At 58.5% G+C, this 21,186-nt stretch carries 21 protein-coding genes; 7 read left to right on the top strand and 14 right to left on the bottom strand.

Annotated features, from left to right (window positions below; translation table 11 throughout):
* Positions 1 to 14: 14 nt before the first annotated feature.
* The 3 genes from D777_RS13615 to coxB all read right to left on the bottom strand — a co-directional run bounded on the left by D777_RS13615 (position 15) and on the right by coxB (position 3,732).
* Positions 15 to 902 (bottom strand): cytochrome c oxidase subunit 3, encoded by an 888-nt coding sequence (locus D777_RS13615; protein WP_036133194.1) that lies wholly within the window; start codon positions 900 to 902, stop codon positions 15 to 17.
* 67 nt (positions 903 to 969) lie between these two features.
* Entirely contained in the window at positions 970 to 2,553 is a 1,584-nt protein-coding gene (ctaD, locus tag D777_RS13620; RefSeq protein ID WP_036133196.1) for a cytochrome c oxidase subunit I, read from the bottom strand.
* A 54-nt stretch (positions 2,554 to 2,607) separates the two neighbouring features.
* The gene (gene coxB, locus D777_RS13625; RefSeq protein WP_036133198.1) at positions 2,608 to 3,732 is read right to left on the bottom strand and encodes a cytochrome c oxidase subunit II; all 1,125 of its coding nucleotides are present in this window, start codon (positions 3,730 to 3,732) and stop codon (positions 2,608 to 2,610) included.
* Positions 3,733 to 3,995: 263 nt separating this feature from the next.
* Between coxB and D777_RS13630 the strand changes: the two genes are divergently transcribed.
* The 3 genes from D777_RS13630 to D777_RS13640 all read left to right on the top strand — a co-directional run bounded on the left by D777_RS13630 (position 3,996) and on the right by D777_RS13640 (position 6,596).
* Entirely contained in the window at positions 3,996 to 5,267 is a 1,272-nt protein-coding gene (locus D777_RS13630) for an MATE family efflux transporter (RefSeq protein ID WP_081849572.1), read from the top strand.
* Positions 5,268 to 5,461: 194 nt separating this feature from the next.
* Positions 5,462 to 6,115, top strand: a complete 654-nt coding sequence (locus D777_RS13635; RefSeq protein ID WP_036133201.1) for a hypothetical protein — start codon at positions 5,462 to 5,464, stop codon at positions 6,113 to 6,115.
* A 94-nt stretch (positions 6,116 to 6,209) separates the two neighbouring features.
* Positions 6,210 to 6,596 (top strand): DoxX family protein, encoded by a 387-nt coding sequence (locus D777_RS13640; protein WP_036133203.1) that lies wholly within the window; start codon positions 6,210 to 6,212, stop codon positions 6,594 to 6,596.
* Between the two features lie 5 nt (positions 6,597 to 6,601).
* Here D777_RS13640 and D777_RS13645 read toward each other — a convergent pair whose 3' ends face one another.
* Entirely contained in the window at positions 6,602 to 8,401 is a 1,800-nt protein-coding gene (locus D777_RS13645) for a sensor domain-containing diguanylate cyclase (RefSeq protein WP_081849566.1), read from the bottom strand.
* Positions 8,402 to 8,562: 161 nt separating this feature from the next.
* Here D777_RS13645 and D777_RS13650 point away from each other — a divergent pair, with 161 nt between their 5' ends.
* Both D777_RS13650 and D777_RS13655 read left to right on the top strand, forming a co-directional pair.
* On the top strand, positions 8,563 to 8,793 hold the full coding sequence (locus D777_RS13650) for a DUF1653 domain-containing protein (protein WP_036133205.1): 231 nt from the start codon (positions 8,563 to 8,565) through the stop codon (positions 8,791 to 8,793).
* A gap of 115 nt (positions 8,794 to 8,908) precedes the next feature.
* On the top strand, positions 8,909 to 10,231 hold the full coding sequence (locus tag D777_RS13655) for a Na+/H+ antiporter family protein (protein ID WP_036133207.1): 1,323 nt from the start codon (positions 8,909 to 8,911) through the stop codon (positions 10,229 to 10,231).
* Between the two features lie 380 nt (positions 10,232 to 10,611).
* On the opposite strand, the gene D777_RS13660 is transcribed toward D777_RS13655, so the two are convergent.
* Both D777_RS13660 and prlC read right to left on the bottom strand, forming a co-directional pair.
* Positions 10,612 to 10,863, bottom strand: a complete 252-nt coding sequence (locus tag D777_RS13660) for a YheV family putative zinc ribbon protein (RefSeq protein ID WP_036133209.1) — start codon at positions 10,861 to 10,863, stop codon at positions 10,612 to 10,614.
* A gap of 57 nt (positions 10,864 to 10,920) precedes the next feature.
* On the bottom strand, positions 10,921 to 12,966 hold the full coding sequence (gene prlC / locus D777_RS13665) for an oligopeptidase A (protein ID WP_036133211.1): 2,046 nt from the start codon (positions 12,964 to 12,966) through the stop codon (positions 10,921 to 10,923).
* Between the two features lie 209 nt (positions 12,967 to 13,175).
* On the opposite strand from prlC, the gene D777_RS13670 reads away from it, so the two are divergent.
* Both D777_RS13670 and D777_RS13675 read left to right on the top strand, forming a co-directional pair.
* Positions 13,176 to 13,718, top strand: a complete 543-nt coding sequence (locus D777_RS13670; protein WP_036133213.1) for a gamma carbonic anhydrase family protein — start codon at positions 13,176 to 13,178, stop codon at positions 13,716 to 13,718.
* A 175-nt stretch (positions 13,719 to 13,893) separates the two neighbouring features.
* A complete protein-coding gene (locus D777_RS13675) occupies positions 13,894 to 14,340 on the top strand; it encodes an Hsp20/alpha crystallin family protein (RefSeq protein WP_036133215.1) in 447 nt (148 codons plus the stop codon).
* Positions 14,341 to 14,373: 33 nt separating this feature from the next.
* Here the strand turns inward: D777_RS13675 and D777_RS13680 are convergent, their stop codons facing one another.
* From D777_RS13680 to D777_RS13715, 8 genes are all read right to left on the bottom strand, one after another.
* Positions 14,374 to 14,691 carry a PA4642 family protein gene (locus D777_RS13680; protein WP_036133217.1) on the bottom strand — a complete coding sequence of 106 codons (318 nt, stop codon included), beginning with the start codon at positions 14,689 to 14,691 and terminating at the stop codon, positions 14,374 to 14,376.
* 137 nt (positions 14,692 to 14,828) lie between these two features.
* Entirely contained in the window at positions 14,829 to 15,662 is an 834-nt protein-coding gene (locus D777_RS13685; RefSeq protein ID WP_036133219.1) for an OmpA family protein, read from the bottom strand.
* A 4-nt stretch (positions 15,663 to 15,666) separates the two neighbouring features.
* Positions 15,667 to 16,440: a motility protein A gene (locus D777_RS13690; RefSeq protein ID WP_036133220.1), complete on the bottom strand. Its 774-nt coding sequence runs from the start codon at positions 16,438 to 16,440 to the stop codon at positions 15,667 to 15,669.
* Positions 16,441 to 16,448: 8 nt separating this feature from the next.
* A complete protein-coding gene (gene aroE / locus D777_RS13695; RefSeq protein ID WP_036133222.1) occupies positions 16,449 to 17,276 on the bottom strand; it encodes a shikimate dehydrogenase in 828 nt (275 codons plus the stop codon).
* Positions 17,269 to 18,195 (bottom strand): oxygen-dependent coproporphyrinogen oxidase, encoded by a 927-nt coding sequence (hemF, locus tag D777_RS13700; protein WP_036133224.1) that lies wholly within the window; start codon positions 18,193 to 18,195, stop codon positions 17,269 to 17,271. The genes aroE and hemF overlap by 8 nt, the downstream gene beginning before the upstream one ends.
* 8 nt (positions 18,196 to 18,203) lie before the next feature.
* Positions 18,204 to 18,776, bottom strand: a complete 573-nt coding sequence (locus D777_RS13705; RefSeq protein WP_036133226.1) for an L-threonylcarbamoyladenylate synthase — start codon at positions 18,774 to 18,776, stop codon at positions 18,204 to 18,206.
* 41 nt (positions 18,777 to 18,817) lie between these two features.
* Positions 18,818 to 20,008 carry a DNA-processing protein DprA gene (dprA, locus tag D777_RS13710; protein WP_201443378.1) on the bottom strand — a complete coding sequence of 397 codons (1,191 nt, stop codon included), beginning with the start codon at positions 20,006 to 20,008 and terminating at the stop codon, positions 18,818 to 18,820.
* Between the two features lie 83 nt (positions 20,009 to 20,091).
* A complete protein-coding gene (locus D777_RS13715; RefSeq protein ID WP_036133228.1) occupies positions 20,092 to 21,108 on the bottom strand; it encodes a LysM peptidoglycan-binding domain-containing protein in 1,017 nt (338 codons plus the stop codon).
* Positions 21,109 to 21,186 lie beyond the last annotated feature (78 nt).

The raw sequence follows: 21,186 nt of genomic DNA on the forward strand, positions 1-21,186 counted from the left end.
GTTAATCCAATCATTCACAGGATGTAGACGAAGATAAACAGCCCCAGCCAGACCACGTCCACAAAGTGCCAGTACCAGGCGGCGGCCTCAAAGCCAAAATGGTGATCCGCCGTGAAATGCCCTTTGATAACCCGAATCAGCATGATCACCAACATCAGCGTGCCGAGCGTCACATGGGCACCATGGAAGCCCGTCAACATAAAGAAGGTGCTGCCATAGATGCCGGACTGAAGCGTCAGATTCAGTTCCTGGTAGGCGTGCATATACTCTTCCGCCTGGAGAATCAGGAAGCCCAGAGCCAGCACAATGGTGGCGATCATCCAGATCTTGATCTTCTGCCGATTACCCGCCTTCAGGGCGTGGTGGGCAACCGTGATGGTGAAAGACGAGGTCACCAGAAGAATGGTATTCACCAGCGGCAGGCCCCAGGGACCGATCACGCTTTCCGGAGCCGGATAGGCTTCCGGGTTGGGGTTGTTGATCAGCGGCCAGGTGGCCTGAAACCCATCCCAGAGCATGGCACTGCTGCCACGATCGCCTTCACCCCCCAGCCACGGCACGGCAAACATCCGCACGTAGAATAAGGCCCCAAAGAAGGCCGCGAAGAACATGACCTCGGAGAAAATGAACCAGCTCATCCCCCACCGGAAAGAGCGATCCATCTGCGGACTGTACAGTCCCTCCCGACTTTCCCTGATGACATTGCCGAACCAGCCAAACAGCATGTAGGCCATGATCAGGGCACCAATGAAAAACATCACCCAGGCGCCCGTCGTACTCTCGCCCTGTCCGCTTTTCACCATGATCGATGCAACCCCATAGAGGGTGACGCCGAGGCCAACGGTCGCGATGATTGGCCACTTGCTCTGTTCCGGAACGTAGTAGGTCTGGTGATCCGCCATAGCTGTCTCCAATGGCTTAGCCGTTATCGTTTGTTGTTGTGTTTTACCGCTTCCTCGGCACCCCCGGTTATTTCACTTCCGGGGGCGTTGCGAAGGTATGGTAAGGCGCCGGTGAAGGCACGGTCCATTCAAGACCTTCCGCACCATCCCAGGGTTTTGCCTCAGCGGCTTTGCCACCCCGGACACACTTCACCACGATAAACAGGAACAGCAGCTGAGTGGCTCCGAACATGAACGCTCCAACACTGGAGACCATATTGAAGTCAGCAAACTGCAGTGCGTAGTCGGGTATCCGGCGCGGCATGCCCGCAAGGCCAAGGAAGTGCATAGGGAAGAACGCCAGATTCATACCGATGAACGACAGCCAGAAATGGGTCTTGGCCAGGGTCTCGTCGTACATGTGCCCGGTCCACTTGGGCAACCAGAAGTAGGCCGATGCGAAGATGCCGAAGATGGCCCCCGGCACCAGCACGTAGTGGAAGTGAGCCACCACGAAGTAGGTGTCGTGGTACTGGAAGTCCGAGGGCGCTATGGCCAGCATCAGTCCGGAAAAGCCACCGATGGTGAACAGGATAACGAAGGCCACCGCGAACAGCATCGGTGCCTCAAAGCTCAGCGACCCACGGAACATGGTTGCCACCCAGTTGAATACTTTTACCCCGGTGGGCACGGCGATCAGCATGGTGGCGTACATGAAGAACAACTGCCCCGCCAGCGGAACCCCGACGGTGAACATGTGGTGGGCCCAGACGATGAAGGACAACAGGGCAATGGCACCGACCGCATACACCATGGAGGCGTAGCCAAACAGCGGCTTGCGGGAGAAGGCCGGAATAATGTGAGACACCGCACCGAACGCCGGCAGAATCATGATGTAAACCTCGGGGTGCCCGAAGAACCAGAACACGTGCTGGAACAGGACCGGGTCGCCGCCGCCGGAGGCATCAAAGAAGCTGGTGCCAAAGTTGATGTCCATCAGCATCATCGTGACCACGCCCGCCAGTACCGGCATCACCGCAATCAACAGGAAGGCGGTGATCAGCCAGGTCCATACGAACAGGGGCATTTTCATCAGGGTCATCCCCGGTGCCCGCAGGTTCAGGATGGTGGCAATGACGTTGATGGCGCCCATGATGGAGGAAATCCCCATGATGTGGACCGCAAAAATAAAGAACGTGGTGCTGGGCGGGCCATAGGTTGTGGATAGGGGCGCGTAAAAGGTCCAGCCGAAGTTGGGCGCACCGCCTTCCATGAACAATGTGGATACCAGAATCAGGAAGGCACAGGGCAACAACCAGAAACTCCAGTTATTCATCCTGGGCAAAGCCATGTCCGGCGCCCCGATCATCAAAGGCAGCATCCAGTTAGCAAGGCCGACGAAGGCCGGCATAACGGCACCAAAGACCATGATCAGGCCATGCATGGTGGTCATCTGGTTAAAGAATTCCGGCTGCACAATCTGCAGGCCGGGCTGGAAGAGTTCGGCCCGGATGACCATCGCCATGCACCCCCCGAGGAGGAACATGGCGAAACTGAACACCAGGTACATGGTCCCGATGTCCTTGTGGTTGGTGGTCAAAAGCCAGCGGCTGATGCCTTTGGCCGGGCCGTGATGATGTTCCTGGGTGTGGGTATCTGCAACCGCACTCATGAAAACCCCCGTTACCGCCGTATTTGGCTGGCGAATTCCGTTATCTGGTGTCGATTACTGCTGGTTCTTGTAATCGAATATCTGTTTCGGCGTGACCATGTCTCCGGTGTTATTACCCCAGGCATTACGCTCGAAAGTAATAATCGCCGCCAGGTCCACTTCGCTCAGCTGACCACCGAATGCCTGCATGGCAGTGCCAGACTTGCCGTGCACCACAATATCGATATGGGCTGCCATGTCGCCGGTCGCAATCGGGCTGCCCTTGAGAGCGGGGAACGCCGGGGGCGCACCACTGCCATCGGGCTGGTGGCAGGCCGCACAGTTGGTCTGGTAAGACTTCTCGCCACGCGCCATCAATTCGGCCATGGTCCAGTCTTTCTGGGTCAGCTCACGCTCTTTCTCGGCCGCCGCTTTCTGTTCAGCGACCCAGGTGTTGTACTCCGCCTCTGGAACGGCTTTCACCACCACTGGCATAAATCCGTGGTTTTTGCCACAAAGCTCGGTGCACTGACCGCGATAGATGCCGGGCTCATCCACCCGGGTCCAGGCTTCGTTGATAAAGCCCGGGATGGCATCTTTCTTGACGCCGAAATCCGGCACCCACCAGGAATGGATGACATCGTTGGCCGTCAGCAACAGACGTATTTTCTTGCCGACAGGCACGATCAGAGGATTGTCCACCTCAAGCAGGTAGTTCTCCCCCTTGTTCTGACGGTTATTGATCTGGTCTGGAGGAGTGGCGAGATTGGAGAAGTACCCGAACTCTTCATCGAGATACTCGTATTGCCACTTCCATTGGTAGCCGGTGATTTTGATGTCTACATCTGCCTCGCTGGTGTCGTACATATCGACAAGCGTTGCAGTGGCAGGAATGGCCATAACAACCAGTATCACGAAGGGGATAATGGTCCAGAGTATTTCCACCACGGTGTTCTCGTGGAAGTTGGCTGGTTTGTGGCCCTGGGATTTCCGGTGGGCAAAGATCGACCAGAACATTACCCCGAACACCACGACGCCGATGACGACGCAGATCCAGAGAATGGTCATGTGAAGGCTGAATATCTCATTGCTGGTGCCGGTCACCCCGGGCGTCATATTCACCGTCCAGTCCGCCATGGACAAGGTCGGTAACATAAGTCCGCCAACAAGGGCACCTGCCCGCTTAGCGTGCACGCGCATACTGTGTCTCCACAGAGTGTTATTCTTGTCGGATTTTGCGTAATCCCTTTGATTTCCCTGGGTGCTCGCACACACCGGCAGGAGATCAAAGTGGAAGCCTGCTTACGGATATACCAAATTCGAGTATAGACACAGATCAAGAAAAGGCTAAAAAATGGCCTAAATCCAAAACTGCTAACCAGGAATTTTTGAGAATCAAAGCGAATATCAGTTTCCAATTACCGACGACGGACCGGCGCCTCTGGGCCCTGGCCTGGCCCCTGATGCTCACCAACCTGACGGTGCCATTGCTGGGTCTGGTCGACACCGCCGTACTGGGCCACCTGGACAGCCCGGAGTACCTGGGGGCCGTTGCCGTGGGCGCCAACCTGTTCAGCATTCTGTACTGGACCTTCGGCTTCATGCGCATGGGAACCACCGGGCTGGCAGCTCAGGCCTGGGGCAAACGGGACCCTTTTGGTCAGGTCGCGCTGCTGCTACGTTCAGTGCTTCTGGCGATCATGATCGGCCTGGTGCTCATCCTCTTCCACAAGCCATTGATCGCGGTTGGGCTGGCGCTGATGAATCCGAGTGAGGATGTCACCACGCTGGCAGCGGAGTATGCGTCGATCCGCATCTGGAGTGCCCCGGCAGTGCTCTGCCAGTACACTCTGGTCGGCTGGCTGATCGGCACCCAGTTTGCCAGGGGCCCAATGGTCATGCTGATCGTTGCCAATGGCCTCAATATTGTTCTCGACGTGCTGTTCGTTACCGGCCTGGGGTGGAACAGTCGGGGAGTCGCCATCGCCACGGTGATCGCCGAATACGGCGCCGCGACCATTGGCTTTGGTATTGTCCTGACCCGGATGCCGGAGGGCCAGAAACTGACCCGTGCCCTGATCGGGGAGTTGTCGGATTACCTGCAAATACTGAGGGTGAATCGCTACATCATGGTGCGCACCATTGCGTTGCTGTTGGTGCTTGCCTTTTTCACCGCCCAGGGTGCACGCCAGGGCGATACCGTGCTGGCCGCCAATGCGGTGCTCATCACCTTCCTGCTGGTGATCTCGAACGCCCTGGACGGCTTTGCCAACGCGGCCGAGGCGCTCATCGGCGAGGCCATCGGCAAGGGTAGCCGGCGCCGCTTTCGCATTGTTTTTCGCAGCGCGCTGCGCTGGTCCCTGTGGGGCGCTCTGCTTTTGACGCTGGTGTTCGTGTTCGCAGGCAAAGCCCTCATTGCACTGCTGACCGGTATACCGGAGGTGCGCACAACAGCGTGGCAGTATCTGCCCTGGCTTTGGGCTCTGCCGTTGGCCTCGGTCTGGGGTTTTCTGTTGGATGGCGTATTTATCGGTGCGACCCGGACCCGGGATATGCAGAACACCATGCTGTTCTCCGCAATGGCGGTCTTTCTCCCGGCCTGGTGGTTGAGCACAGGTTGGGGCAATCACGGCCTGTGGTTCTCATTGATCTGTCTGATGCTGGCACGAGCAGCCAGCATGGGCTGGCTGTGCCGGGCTCACACCCGGAAGGGTCGGTGGTTCCCGGACACCTGAAACAGTATTCAATTTGTTACAATTCAGCGCCACATTTCCCTCGGCCTGGACAGCAGCCGACAAAATGTCGACTACACTTGTGTTAAATGGCCGAGCAGCGGGGAACATGCCCGCCAGCCCGCCTCAACGACTGTTACCCGACAACAGGAGGCGCCTTGCGACCTCATACTGTTCAAACACCGGCATCTCCTGAAATGACACCACAGGTTGTTCTGGAAATTATCGACCAGGCACGAAGGAAAGAAGCCCGCTCAGGAACCTTTCTCCGCCAGCTCCGCGAGAAGGCACCGGGCCTGCCTGCCGCTGTAAAAGTCATTGATGGCCACCAGCCTGCGACCTGTCTGTTCCAGTTCGCCGTAGAGTATATCGAGATGGCGCCCCGACTCATCGAGTGCGTCGAGGCCTGCGCCCGAGAGGCCGGTGAATCCGAACTTTTCGCTCCCTTCATCGAGGCCGCGACCCGCTATTTCACACAGCCCTCAGCAGACCTGGTCCGGTTTGACGGGCTGGATGGACTGCTGATCCGGGCCTACCTGTGCCATCGCCTGATGGAAGAAATGTACGAGAATAACCGCTCCACCCGCGCAGGCGAGCTGGTGGATATCGACGCGACCCGAGCAAACCTGCTGGCACACCAGCTCATCGGTGAGCCCTTCGCCAATGAACTGGACGAGTCCATTGTCTTCACCGTTCAGCAGATTGCCGGGACACCGGACTATTACAACCTGGATCTGGATCCATTCGTGGATCAGGTCAACCATGTGGCCTGGGACTGGATGAGGCAGTACTGGGAAAACCTGCTCGACCGTAATCACATCCGTTTCCAGCTCGGTTCGAGCCTCCTGTGAGCCGTCATCTCCCGCCTGTAGATACCCTTTGAGCGCCGCGTTTTACCCGGTATGCTTGCAAGCCTCGCAACGACCCCAACCTGGAGACACCAACGTGCTGGAAAACGCCGACCTTGGAAAACTGATCATCCGCCTGACACTCGGCGGACTCATGCTGTTTCACGGGATCGCCAAACTGCTGAACGGCATTGGCTTCATTGAAGGGCAGCTGGCCGGCCACGGATTACCCGCGTTCCTCGCCTATGGCGTATTCATAGGCGAGCTGATTGCGCCGCTGATGGTTATTCTCGGGTACCAGACCCGGATCGGCGCCCTGCTGATTGTCTTCAACATGCTGGTTGCCATCGCCTTGGTGCATACGCATCAGCTGCTCACACTGGGCGGTAGTGGCGGCTGGGCGCTGGAACTGCAGGGGTTCTTCCTGTTTACCGCCGTCGCCGTGATCTTCCTTGGCCCGGGTCGTTACAAGCTGAAGAACTAGGTCCGTCAGGAATCGCCCGTGGATACCGCCCGGTATCCACGGTAGAGCATCACCCGATTGCGGCCCGCGCCTTTGGCGGCATAGAGTGCCTCGTCTGCCCGCCGGACCAGCTCACCCGGCTTGGCGTTACGGTCGGGAATCATACAGGCCACGCCGACGCTGATGGTGAGGCTGATTGGCGTGACCTGGGCATCCGGGTGAACAGAGGCGTCTTCCACCGCCTGGCGCAAACGCTCAGCAACCTGCTCGGCCCCCTCAATCGGCGTTGTCGGCAACAGCACCACAAACTCTTCCCCCCCATACCGGGCCAGCAAATCCCCAGAACGCTGGATTTCGGATCCGCACAGGGCCGCCACTGTAATCAGGCAGTCGTCTCCCACCAGGTGGCCATACCTGTCATTCACCGACTTGAAATGATCGATATCCAGAATCAACAAACTGAGTGCATGGGCCTGCCTCGCGGCCCGGTTCCACTCTGTAACCAGCACATCATCAAACTGGCGCCGGTTCGCCACCTGAGTCAGACCATCGGTGAGGCTCATGGCCTTTAGACGAGAGTTCGCCCGTTCCAGATCATCCGTGCGTTCGCTGACCCGCTCTTCCAGCGTTTGGTTGGCCTTCAGCTGAATGTCCAGCGCTTCTTCCTGGGCCTGCATCCGGCGCTGCCGCTCCAGATTGATCCGGTAAGCCAGGGCGAACGAGAGCAGAATCACCTCAAGTGCCACCCCGATTTGCGACCCGAATTCGGTCAGGAAGGTACGCGGCAGATAACCCAGCTTGCTGATCGCCAGCACCAGATGGCCCAGTAGCAGCGGCGTCCAGGCAAGCACATAAAACCCCGCCAGTTTCTGCCCCTGGCGCCAGACCCTCAACCCCACCAGCCAGGCCGCCGGCGTGGCAATGGCAGCCAGGGCACTGATCAGAACAATGCCACTCTGGTAGCCCCCCACCAGCCCGTAAATGAAGGCGAAGACCGCGGCCCCCAGCATGCCCTGCAACACCCGGAACCCCCAGGGGCTGTATCGCCTGACCGCAATGAAGTGCAGCGTGAACATCGTCGCGGAGAACAGCGCCGTGGCCACAATCAGGACCGTAAAATACCGATTGATCCATGGATCGTCGGGCCATAACCATTGGAATACGACACCATGAAAGTTTAGCTGAACCAGGCCTGATGACAGCACCGTCAGCACATACCAGAGATACGCCGGGTGACGAACAATGCTGTAGAGGAAGATATTGTAAAGGGTAAGGGCCACGATGATGCCCAGAAACATAGTTTGCCAGCCATAGGAAATCTGATCCCGAGCCAGAAACTCGACGGACGTCATGATGGCGATGGGAATCTGGACCGATCCCTGGGTCTTCACCCTGATATACGCCGTCAGCGATGCCGCTTCACTGGGCACCGGAAACAGGAATTCCCGATTGGGAATGGGCCGGCTCGAGAACGGCCGCAGGTCACCGGTCTGGTAGGCCTCGAGAACCGTTGCCTCCTTCGTCCAGTAGACATCCACTACATCAAGCAACGGGTAGCTGATCGCCAGAACCCGGCTGCGATCCGAGGGGGGCACATCAACCCGAACCCAGAAGGCGCCATCGCTGAAGCCGAGATTCAACACCTGATCGGCACTGAAGGTTTGCCACCGGCCGGGAGCAAGGGCGACTACATCGGAAATGCCCAGACGATCGCCGGCATCCTCAAACCAGTGATATTCGGGCTCCGCGGCCACTACCCTGGTAGCCGACAACACAAGAACAAGATAAACCAGGCATAGCACCGCTGCATGGGCGGATTGTTTCATAGAAGGTTCCGGTTTCCGGACATCGTGACTTGAACTACACTTCCGAATCCCTGAGCAGGGTTCACAACCGTCCCTGTAACCTGTACCTAGCAGTTTAGACCCTTGTGGGCGTCCCGGCATCCCGCCCAAGCGGTATTTCGAACGACGCCAGGAGAAAATCAATGCCAGACAGAAAGCCCGAACTGCAACCGGGTCGCTATCGCCATTACAAAGGCAAGGATTACCAGGTGATTGATATCGCCCGCCACAGCGAGACCGAGGAGTGGCTGGTGGTCTACCGGTGCCTGTATGGCGATCACAGCCTGTGGGTCAGACCACTCTCCATGTTCCGTGAAACCGTTGAGGTGGCCGGTGAACAGGTCCCGCGGTTCGCTCGTATCGGTGACACCTGATAGTCACAATTCCGCTTTGACTGTTGTGATCATTTCCTGCACATTAGCCCGCTTTTCGTGAACCTGGCCCTCAAAAGGGGCCAGATAATCCAGCCATTCCTACCCGGAGTCTGTCATGAACGCCGTTGTTGCCGCGGTGGCCATCATGCTCATACTGAGCCTGTGCCGCATCCACGTTGTCGTCGCCCTGATCATCGGAGCCATATCCGGTGGCCTGATCTCGGGCCTGTCCCTCGAAGACACTATTAACGCCTTTAACAGCGGGCTAGGGGGCGGTGCGACCGTAGCTTTGTCTTACGCCACGCTCGGTGCCTTCGCCGTTGCCATCGGAAAATCCGGCCTGGCCCACGCCCTGGCCGACAAGGCTCTGGCCCTGGTCGGTCGCCAGGACAGCGGCGGCGCCGTCAACGGCATCCGGTTCCTGATTATCGGCTTGCTGCTGGCTGTGGCCATTTCCTCCCAGAACATCCTGCCGATTCACATCGCCTTCATCCCGCTCGTGGTGCCGCCCTTACTGTATGTCATGGCCAAACTGAACATGGACCGTCGCCTGGTTGCCTGCGTGCTGACCTTTGGTCTGATCACCCCGTACATGTTCTTGCCAGTAGGCTTTGGCGGCATCTACCTGAACGAGATCCTGCTGGCCAACGTGGCCGACAACGGCGTCGATGCGTCCAACCTGAACGTTATGTCTGCCATGGCACTGCCTGCGGTGGGTATGCTGGTGGGCCTGCTGGTTGCGGTGTTCTTCAGCTACCGCGGTGAACGCCAGTACGACATGAAAGCCATCGAACGGACCGAACGGGTGGATGTGCAGTACAGCCCCCGCACTCTGATCATGGCTCTGGTCGCCATCGTGGCGGCCTTCGTGGTTCAGCTCTGGCTGGGCTCCATGATTCTGGGTGCTCTGGCGGGCTTCGTGCTGTTCAACCTGTCCGGCGTGGTGAAGTGGAAAGAGGCTGACGACCTGTTCACCGAAGGCATGAAAATGCTGGCGATGATCGGCTTCATCATGATCGCCGCCAACGGCTTTGCCGAAGTGATGCGGGAAACCGGCGACATCGCCAGCCTGGTTGAAGGCTCCGTTGCCACCATCGGCGACAACAAGCCCCTGGCCGCGTTCCTGATGCTGGGTGTCGGCCTGCTGATCACCATGGGCATCGGCTCATCCTTCTCCACCATCCCCATCATCGCCGCCCTGTACGTACCGCTGGCCCTGCAAATGGGCTTCAGCCCGTTGGCCATCGTGGCTCTGGTCGGCACCGCTGGCGCCCTCGGTGATGCCGGTTCCCCGGCCTCCGATTCCACCCTCGGCCCCACCGCCGGCCTCAACGTCGACGGCCAGCACAACCACATCTGGGACACCGTGGTACCGACCTTCCTGCACTACAACCTGCCGTTGCTTGGCTTCGGGTGGTTGGCGGCTATGGTTCTTTAAGCGTTGATGGCGTTAGTCCTCATTTTGTAGCCTGCAGGTTCTGGTGGCTGCGATGGGGTTGGGGAGAGTTTTTCCCTTGGAAATGGAACTCGCTGCGCTCAGACATCCATTTCTGGCGGGAAAAATCCCCCCAACCCCCTCGCGAGCGAACCTTAGAGATAACGCCCGGGAAAAGGAAAGGGATCTCCAGGTCAGCCAATGTTGATCGGGAAACGCTTTACGGCGATATCGCTTGGGTTAAAACGAGAGGGTGTGGGGGTTCTTTTCTGGCGGGAAAAAAATGTCTGAGCGAAGCGAGTTGTTTTTTCCCAGAAGAAAAGAACCCCCGCGACCTCTCACCCCCCACAATCATCAGGCTACAAGACAAAACCACCAGCAGCTTACTCATCCTGCCCGGACTTAAAGAACACCACCTGCTGAACCGTGTGGTCGTCCTCGTTCTTACGCTTGTTCACCCGGGTTTCCAGCTCAGCCGCCTGAACGTCAGGCTCGTCGCTCATCGCATCAGTAAACCCACAGGCCACGCATTCGCGAACCTGCTTGTCGTTGTCGTCAGTGAACATCATGATTTTGTCCATCTCCGCACAACGGGGACAGACAGCGCCGGCGATAAAGCGTTTTGGACTCGCCATAATTCAACTCCAGAAATAAAGGCCCTGACGCCGATACGACGGCAGGGCGCGCTTGGCTCAGGCGGCTTCGTCCGTGATGCCGGATTGTTTCAACAGGGCGTCCACTTGCGGTTCACGACCGCGGAAGGCCTTGAACAACTCCATCGGCTCCTGCGAACCGCCCTTCTCCAGGATATTCGTCAGGAAGGCCGTACCGGTTTCCGGATCGAAGATGCCGTTTTCCTCAAACAGGGAGAACGCGTCCGCCGCCAGTACCTCAGCCCATTTGTAGCTGTAGTAACCCGCCGCGTAACCACCGGCAAAAATGTGGGAGAAGGCGTTCGGGAAGCGGTTGAACTCCGGCGCTTCCACCACGGCAATGTCTTCCCGCACGGTGCGATGCATATCCAGCGGATTGGTCGGAGCCTCGTCGGTGAATTCCGCGTGCAGGCGGAAATCGAACAGCGAGAATTCCAGCTGTCGCACCATGCCCATACCAGACTGGAAGTTCTTGGCCGCCAGCAGCTTGTTGAGCAGGTCTTCCGGCAGGGGCTCCCCGGTTTCGTGGTGGCTGGCAATCAGTGCCAGGGAATCCGGGTTCCAGCACCAGTTTTCGAGGAACTGGCTTGGCAGTTCGACAGCATCCCACGCCACGCCGTTGATACCGGAAACATCCAGCACTTCCACCTGAGTCAGCATGTGGTGCAGACCATGGCCGAATTCATGGAACAGGGTGGTCACTTCATCGTGGGTCAGCAGTGCTGGTTTGCCATTCACCGGGGGCGTGAAGTTACAGGTCAGGAACGCCACTGGCAACTGGAGCTGGCCGCGCTGGTTACGCCACCGTACACGGCAGTCCGCCATCCAGGCGCCACCGCGCTTGCCCTGACGGGCATACAGATCGAGGTAGAACCAGGCCACCGCTTCGCCGTTCCGGCTGATGCAGTAGGCTTTGGCATCCTCGTGCCAGGTCTCGACGTCTGAACGCTCCTCAATCTGCACGCCAAACAACTTCTCCGCCACCCGGAACAGGCCGGGTACCACTTTATCCACAGGGAACCAGGGCCGCAGTGTTTCCGGCGAGATGTCGTACTGCTTCTGGCGCAGCTTCTCGCTGTAGTAACCCACATCCCAGGCTTTCAGCTCGTCAACGCCATGCTCCTCCTTGGCAAAGGCCTTGAGTTCGGCAAATTCTTTCTCCGCCACCGGTTTGGATTTGGCCGCAAGCTGATTGAGGAAGTCCATCACTTCGTCCACACTGCGGGCCATCTTGGTGGCCAGGGAACGCTGAGCGTAGTTGTCGAAACCCAGCAACTGGGAGAGCGCATGGCGGCGCTTGAGGATCTCGGCCATCACCGGCGTGTTGTCCCACTGTCCGGCATCCGGGCCCTGATCGGACGCGCGGGTGACGAACGCCTCGTAGACTTCGCGGCGTAGCTCCCGGTTATCGCAGTAGGTCATGACTGGGAAAAAGCTGGGGAAATCCAGGGTGATCACATAGCCGTCCAGCTCCTTCTGGCGGGCGGCCTGTTTTGCGCCCTCAATGGCAGTTTCCGGAATGCCAGAGAGCTCATCAACGTCGGTAATCTGCTTGAACCAGTGTTGGGTCGCATCCAGTACGTTATCGCTGAATTTATTGGACAACTCAGCCAGTTCCCGCGACAGGTCGGCATAACGCTTTTTCTGTTCAGCGGGAAGGTCCACGCCGCCGAGATGGAAGTCCCGAAGGATGTTGTCGATGGACTTGCGCTGGGACTCGCTCAGCGCCTTGAAATCATCGCGGGCAGCCAGCTTTTTGTAGGCGTTGCAGAGCAACTCGTTCTGGCTGACTTCGGTGCTGTACTCGGTGAGCTTTTCCAGGCAGTTCTTGTAGACCTTGCGCAGCTCGTCGTTGTTCATCACTCCGTTCAGATGCGAGATGACGGACCAGGCATTGCTCAGTTTGTCTTCCAGCGCCTGCATGGGCTGGGCCAGGGTATCCCAGGTGGGGTCGTCTTGCTGGGCAAGCTGCTGAATTTTCACACGGTTCTCACTGAGAATCTGATCAATCGCCGTTTCCATGTGCTCGGTCCGGATATGATCGAACTTCGGCAACAGATCGTCGGTCAACAATGGGTTATTCATAAGTCCTCTTCTCAGCACTCTGTGGATAAGTTAGTTTCAGGCAATCACAATGTCTGACGAGTTCCTGGGGAGAGGCTTTCCGAAACTGTGCGGAGCCATGGATGGCGGAGCTCAAGCGTCACATGGACGTGCCGCAAGGAGCGTGTTTCGGAAAGCCTCTCCCCAGGAACTCTTACTGCAGGATCATAATCGCCTGAAAGGTATATGTAATGACGAATGTACGCTCTCACAAGGGTAAAGCGCCACAATTAGGGGAACGGAACTGGATTGATCCGAGTTCTGTGGTGATCGGTGATGTAAAAACCGGTGCGGATTGCTCCATCTGGCCGATGACAGTCGTGCGCGGCGACATGCACCAGATCCGAATTGGCGACCGCTGCAGCATTCAGGACGGCTCCGTTCTGCACATCACCCATGCCAGCGACTACAACCCCGGTGGCTATCCGCTCACCCTCGGCGACGATGTGACGGTTGGCCACAAGGCCCTGTTGCATGGCTGCACCATTGGCAGCCGGGTGCTGGTGGGTATGGGCTGCATCATCATGGACGGCGCCGTGGTCGAGGACGAAGTCATTGTCGCCGCTGGCTGCCTGGTACCGCCGGGAAAAACCCTGGAATCCGGATACCTGTACGTGGGCTCCCCGGCCAAACAGGCGCGGCCCCTGACCGACAAGGAGCGCACCTTCTTCAAATATACCGCCGCCAATTACGTCAAACTTAAGGACGAATATCTAGCCGAGTCCGCCTCCTGATGCAGGTCAAAAATCGTACAGATCACCCTTGAAAATTTCCCGGCTGGACCTAGATTCGAACTTAGCAAAAGTTCACGGATAGCCAGCCGGCCAGGTACCACCGGCAAGGTGTTGTTCCGCGAACGGAGCTGATTTAACCATTCAGGTTCGTTTTCGAGAAAGGGAGGATTTTCCCATGAGCAACATTACCCGTTGGAACCCGATTAACGAGTTCGAAGACCTCATGAGCCGCTACAACCGGATGCTGGGTCTGGGCCGTAGCGGTGAGGGCAAAGATCTGTTCAGTCGCAGTGACTGGACTCCGGCTGTCGATATTAAAGAGACGCCGGAAGCCTTCTCCATTGAGGCGGAACTGCCCGGCATGGACAAGAAAGACGTCAAGGTGACCGTTCACGATGGCGTGCTCACGATCGAAGGTGAGCGCAAGCACGAGGAGGAAACCAACGACAAGAAGGTCCACCGGGTAGAACGCTACTACGGCAGTTTCCTGCGCCGCTTCACGCTACCGGACAATGTCGACGAGAACAGCGTGAAAGCCAACTTCAAGGATGGTCTGCTGACCCTGACCGTGCAGAAGGCCGAACCGAAGGAGCCGAAAGCCATTGAGGTAGACGTTCAGTAACGTCCCTTCCGGGAAAGGCTGGCAGCGCCGGGATCAGTTCCCGGCGCCAGCATTGCGCCTGGCACCGGCGTTTTCCAGCGCCCGGGCATAGTCGGCGCCCTTACGGTGCTCGGAGATCAAATCCAGAATGGTTTCGCCATCGCCGTTCACCGCGTTCAGGTCCCGGCCGGCATCGACGAAAAACCCGATGAAACGCTCGAAATCGCCCGCGCGCATGGCCTGATAGGCTTTCAGAAGCGCGTTGAAATCCGGGTTCTCCGCCTTGTCGTAAGGTTCGATGGCGAGAAAGCTTTTGACCCGCTCGTCGCTCCACTCTTCGCCGATGACTTTTGGCTTGTCTGGTCCGCTCATAAAGGCTCTCTCGTTTGCTATTCGATGTTCGTGCGTTATTCAGGCGGCACAGTATAAAGCCCTGAAACCCGGTCAGTTATATGAATTCAGTATGAGAATCTGCGGATCAAGAATAAGACCGGACAAACAGCCCCGGATCAGGGATTGATCTCGACCGGTAATACCTCAGTGGATACCGACTCATCGCACTCGGGATTACGGATCGCGATTTCCACCCGGCGATTCCGGGCCCGGTTTTCCGGGGAATCGTTGGGGGCCAGCGGATTGGTCTCGGCCCGTCCCGCTGCCATGACCCGATCCGCGGGAACCTTCTGATTCATCACCAGCTCATGCACCACCGACACGGCGCGGGCTGCGGAGAGATCCCAGTTGGAGCGAAATCGACTGCTGGAGATCGGTCGATTATCAGTGAAGCCGGACACCAACACGTCACCCGTGCAGGCACTGAGTACATTAACCACTCGGTCAATGATGGGAATCATCTCCGGTTTGATGTCGGCCTCACCAGAACGAAATGTCGACTCCTCAGAGAAGCGAATCACAACCTGATTGGGGTCATAGTTGACGCTGAGCGCGTCCGAGGCCACCTCCGCTTCCATTTCACGGATCAAGCGACTGGCCAGATCGATCACACCGCCGGGAATCTTGGTGGGCGCCACGCTGTCATCCCGCTCATCGATAAACTCCGGCTCGCTGGTCAGAGTCTCCGATGGCTCCGGCAAGGAGACGGTATCGGATTCCACCAGGGTGATGGGTGAGCCACCGACGTCGTCCGCCAGCACATTGCTCGATCCGAACGCCACCGACATGGAGTTGGCCATGGCGCGGTATTTCTGCACATCCATTTCGGCAAACGATAACAACAGAATGAAAAAGGTCAGCAGCAGCGTAGCCAGATCGGCAAAGGTGACGATCCAGGCCGGCGTCTGGCTTTTCAGACGGATTTTCTGTTTCTGCCGGGTAACCTCCAAAACCTCAGGCCTCCCGCTCCGGTGCCAGACCGGTACGCTGGTCCGGATGCACGAACGACGACAGCAATTCGGTCATGACCCGGGGATTCTCACCGCGCATGATGTTGCGGATCGAGGTGGTAATCAGTACCTGGTTGCGGGCTTCATCTTCGGCTTTCAGTTGCAGCTTGTCTGCCAGGGGCAGGGCGATCAGCTGGGCAATAAAGGCACCGTAGAGTGTGGTCAGCAAGGCTATGGCCATGGCCGGACCAATGGAGGAGGGATCATCCAGGGTGTTGAGCATCTGCACCAGCCCCACCAGGGTACCAAGCATACCGATGGCGGGGGCGGATTCACCAATTCCGCGGAAGACCCGCTCGGCCACTTCGTAGCGCTCGGCGGTTTGCTGAACCTCCTGTGACAGGGCTTCCTCAACAAGCTCCGGTGGATGTCCGTCAACGCAGAGGTTAATCGCTTTCTTCAGGAATTCGTTGTCGGTCTGGTGGTTCTCAAGGCCCAGGATACCCTCCTTGCGGACCACCCGGGCCAGTTCACCCACCTCGCGGATGAGCTCTGTCGGACGCTCAACCCGGTCCATGAAGGTTGCACTGATCGACAGCCGGAAGGCGCTCAGCACGGACGACATCCGGAACTTGATCAGGGTCACCGCAAACGTTCCCCCAAGCACAATGGCCAGGCCCGGAAGGTTCAGGAAGGTAAGCAATGACGCATTGGCCACCATGGCCAGACCGACAATTAATACACCTGCAAGCAGCCCAACCAGGGTGAGAATATCCATTTACGCCCTCAATCGTTACGAAGTTCGTTAATCACCGGAGCGGTCTCCGGTGTCACGCCCCGCCAGACCCGAAAGGATTCCGCAGCCTGTTCCACCAACATGCCAAGGCCATCAAACACCCGCGTAGCACCATGGTCCAGTGCCCACTGATTGAACGTGGTGGTGGTTAAAGAGTACATCATGTCGTAAACGACGGTGTGATCGTCAATCACATTTGTCGACAGCGGCGGCAAGTCTCCCTGCAGGCTGGCGCTGGTCCCATTGATGATCACATCGAACGGCACATCCGGTTGCTCGAAGCCACAGGCAGACAACTCGGTCGCACCGGCCTCATCGGCAAACAGGGAGACCAGCGCGGCGGCTTTGCTCACGGTACGATTAGCAATGGTGACTGATGCCGGCTGCCGGGCCAGAATCGGCCCGATCACACCTCTTACCGCGCCACCGGCACCGAGCACAAGGATGCGGGCACTGCCCAGGTCTACACCGTGGTTGTCTACAAGATCGCGGACCAGCCCCTGCCCATCGGTATTGTCAGCGGTGAGTACGCCATCCTCATCGTAGTACAGGGTATTGGAGGCGCCGGCTTTTTCAGCCCGTTGCGTGCGCTTTCCCGCCAATTCCCAGGCCTGTTCCTTGAACGGCACCGTGACATTCAGCCCTTTGCCTCCGCGCTCGAAAAACTGGCGTACCGTGCCTTCAAAATCGTCCATCGGGGCCTGGATCGCGGTGTACTCGATGGCCTCACCGGTCTGACTCGCAAACAGGCTGTGAATGCGTGGGGATTTGCTGTGGCTGATCGGGTGACCAACTACCGCATAGAGCTCGTTACTCATTGCTGCCCTCCAGCCAGTCCCGACCGGTCAGGAAGTAGTCCGTCAGGCGGGCTTCTTCCGTTCCCGGTTCGGGCACCCGGTTGTAGTCCCAGCGCACCAGCGGTGGCAGGGACATCAGGATGGATTCAGTACGGCCGCCAGACTGCAGGCCGAACAGGGTTCCCCGGTCATAGACCAGGTTGAACTCCACGTACCGCCCCCGGCGATAAAGCTGGAACTCACGCTCGCGCTCGCCAAAGGCCACATCCATCCGGCGCCGTACAATCGGCTCATACGCTTCAATATAGCTGTTACCGACCGACTGCATCAGCCCGAAATCCTGCTCGAAATCACCTGTGTTGTGATCATCGAAGAACAGTCCGCCGACGCCACGGGGCTCATCCCGATGTTTCAGGTAAAAGTAGTCGTCGCACCAGGCCTTGAAGCGGTTATAGGTATCGGCTCCGAAAGGATCGCAGGCCGCCTTGGCAGTGCGATGCCATTCGACACAGTCTTCCTCAAATCCGTAATAGGGGGTCAGGTCATAGCCACCACCGAACCAGTACACCGGAGCACTGTCTTTTGGTGTGGCAATAAAGAACCGGACATTGGCGTGGGAGGTGGGCACGTAGGGATTGTTGGGATGAATGACCAGTGAGACCCCCATGGCCTGCCAGGGCGCACCCGCCAGGTGAGGGCGATGGGCCGTCGCGGAGGCTGGCATGGTGTCGCCCATCACGTGAGAGAAGTTCACACCACCTTTTTCAATGACCCTTCCATCAGCGATGACGCGGCTGACTCCGCCACCGCCTTCCGGTCGGTCCCACGCGTCACGGATAAAGACGCCTTCTCCGTCCACGGCTTCCAGGCGGCTGCAAATACGATCCTGCAGGCCCAGCAGGTAGTCTTTTACGGCTTGAATGTCGGGTTGCTGTGACATGAACTCTCCTAGCGTAGCTGCCGGCCAGTGGCGATATCGATGATGCGACTCGGTTTACGGTTGCCCCCCAGCGCCCCGGGCACGATCCAGTCCAGTTGATCACCAAAATAGCCGCGCACCTGCCAGATGTGGCGGGCAGGCTGCCGGCCGGCCGGGTTGCAGGAGGTGGATACCAAGGGCATGCCCGCCGTCTCACACAGGGCACGAACCACCGGATGTTCGCTGACCCGAACCGCGATGGAACTGTGGCTACCACGGACCCACTCGGGAATCTGCTCCCGCACATCCGGCAACAGGCAGGTCACAGGCCCCGGCCAATGGCTCAGGGCCCTGTCCTTCAATTCAGCAGAAAGCGGCTCAAGCAGGAAATCAATCTGCGCCACGGAAGACGCCACCAGGATCATGCCTTTTTCCATCGGCCGGTCCTTCAGGTCCAGAATGCGTTCAACAGCCTCCTGATCCCAGGGATCACAGCCCAGACCCCACACAGCCTCAGTGGGGTAGGCGATAACGCCGCCACCGAGAAGGGTGCGGCGGGCACAATGCAGTTGCCAGTCAGTAAGCGGGCGGGGAGCACTCATAGGAATATCGTCAGACACCAATCGGTTGATAATGCACCGGCTCAGGCGATTCGCTGATAGCCTCCCGGAACGCTGCTGACCAATCCCTGCAACTCCAGAAGCAACAGTGCCTGCATCAGCTGATCGGCAGGCAAGCCGGTCGCTGAACCCAATGCATCGGTTGACTGAGGATCATACCCTAAAGCCTCGTACACCGCGATTTCCCGGCTATCCAGTCCCGCCAGGATGGATGGGGTGTCAACCAATGGTTCCGGGCCGGATTCACTCGACTCATTCCCCGGGTGCAATGACCACCAGGTACCCAGTTCTTCTAGGATATCGTCCACGGTTTCAACCAGCCGGGCCCCCTGCTTGATCAGGTGGTGGCAGCCCCGCGCCACCGGACTGTGCACCGATCCGGGAATGGCAAACACTTCGCGGCCCTGCTCCAGCGCCATGCGGGCGGTGATCAGTGAGCCACTCTTGAGTCCGGCCTCCACCACCAGCACTCCCCGGCTGAGGCCACTGATGATCCGGTTTCTCTGTGGGAAGTGCGCCGCACGGGCCGGTGCTCCGGGCGGGTATTCCGAAATCAGCAGCCCCTGATCAATGACCCGGTCCCCGAGTCGCCGGTGCTGCGACGGGTAAATCCGATCAAGCCCACAACCGATCACCGCCAGCGTGGGATACCCCGCGTCCAGGGCGCCGGCATGGGCGGCACCGTCAATACCCAGTGCCAGCCCGCTGGTCACCAGCAGGTCGCGTTTGCTGAGTTCGGCGGCAAACCGTCGGGCAAGCTCAAGACCCGCGCGCGTCGCGTTCCGGCTCCCCACCATCCCGATCTGATCCAGGAGCAGCAGCGAGGTATCGCCCCGGGAATAGAGCACCAGTGGTGCATCGTGGATGTGGCGCAGCGCTTCCGGGTAGTGCCGGTCCGGCCACGGAACGAGACCGATGCCCTGCTGATTGCAGGCATCGAGAATCGCAGCGGTTCTGGCGATCAGGGGGTGTCCGAGATCCCGGCTCTGCCAGGCAAGCACGGCGGTTATCGTCTCCGACAGCAGCCCCAGCGCTCTCAGGGTCGCCGGATTCATGGTCAACAGGTCGGATAGATCGGTGGCTTCCGAGAGCACGGCCTGGCGCCGCCGGATGCCGAACTTCGGCAGGTTCGCCAACAGCACCCATGGGGCGGCCGGGTTGTTCAGAACGTCGGCGGAGCCACGGACCGCCAGCGATGGGGAGGCACTTGTCACAATCTCTTCCTTGAAAACGCAAAAGGCCGGACCTTCCTGGTCCGGCCACTATCACTATCTGAACGCCCTGTATCAGGGATCGGTCAGGGGTTGGTTACCTTGTCGCCAACAGCCAGCGGACGGGTTGCCTGCAGGATCAGACCGTAGCTCATCTTGTCATAGACCTGGAACACCATCATCAGGCCTGCACGCTCGGAGGGCAGCTCAATGGTTTCACCGGTGATCGGGTCACGCACCATGTTGCCGGCCTTCATGACCGCCATCACGTTTCCGGACTTCAGGCCTTCGCGCTCGCCGCGGTTGATAGCCACCACATCGAACTGGCCGATCTGGGTCACGCCACCGTCGACGGCGATCATCTCGCCTTCCACCTGCTCGTCTGGCGAGCTGGGCATAAAGCTGGTGGCGATCGGGCGATCGATGTTGGTCAACAGACGATCACCGATACGGATTTCCTGATTGGACTTGGTCAGACTCAGAGTCAGCACATCGCCATTTTCTGCAGTGACCTTGCCCGCACCGATACTCCGGGCTTCCAGACCGAGGAACTCGCCGGTATCCGGATCGCGGAATTCACGGGTGCGACGGAAGATGCCGACCTTGTCCGCCGGCTTCTCACCACGAGCGTAGATACGATCTCCGGCACCGGTGATGATGCGACCGTCCTCACCCTCAAGCACGTAGGGCGCGCCGGAAAGCTCCTCGGGGGAGACAATACGGATATCTGTCAGGAAACTGCTGATGGCATCCAGTGGGATCGCAGGAATGGGGGTGTCGATCGGCTCGGAACGAACCTGAGGAGACAGTTTCACCACATCGCTGGAGGCCACCTTGGTTACACGGGGCTTACCGTCAATGTATACCAGGGCCAGACGATCACCTGGGTAGATCAGGTGGGGGTTGGCAACCTGCGGGTTAACATGCCAGATTTCGGGCCAATACCAGGGGTTATTCAGAAAACGGCCTGAAATGTCCCACAGGGTGTCACCCTTCACGACAGTGTAACGCTCAGGATGATCGGCCCGCAGTTCCGGCGCAGCCTGGGCCCAGGATGTAATCAGCAGCGTTGTTGCTGCCAGAGCGTACAGCAGTTTCCTCATTGTGTAAGTCCTTGATCGCGTGCCTTGAATCTGTGAAATCTGTTGGAATGCAGCCTGACTAACCTGCAGCTTATTACG

It is taken from the genome of Marinobacter nitratireducens (assembly GCF_000708045.1).
GTDB classification, from domain to species: Bacteria; Pseudomonadota; Gammaproteobacteria; order Pseudomonadales; family Oleiphilaceae; genus Marinobacter; species Marinobacter nitratireducens.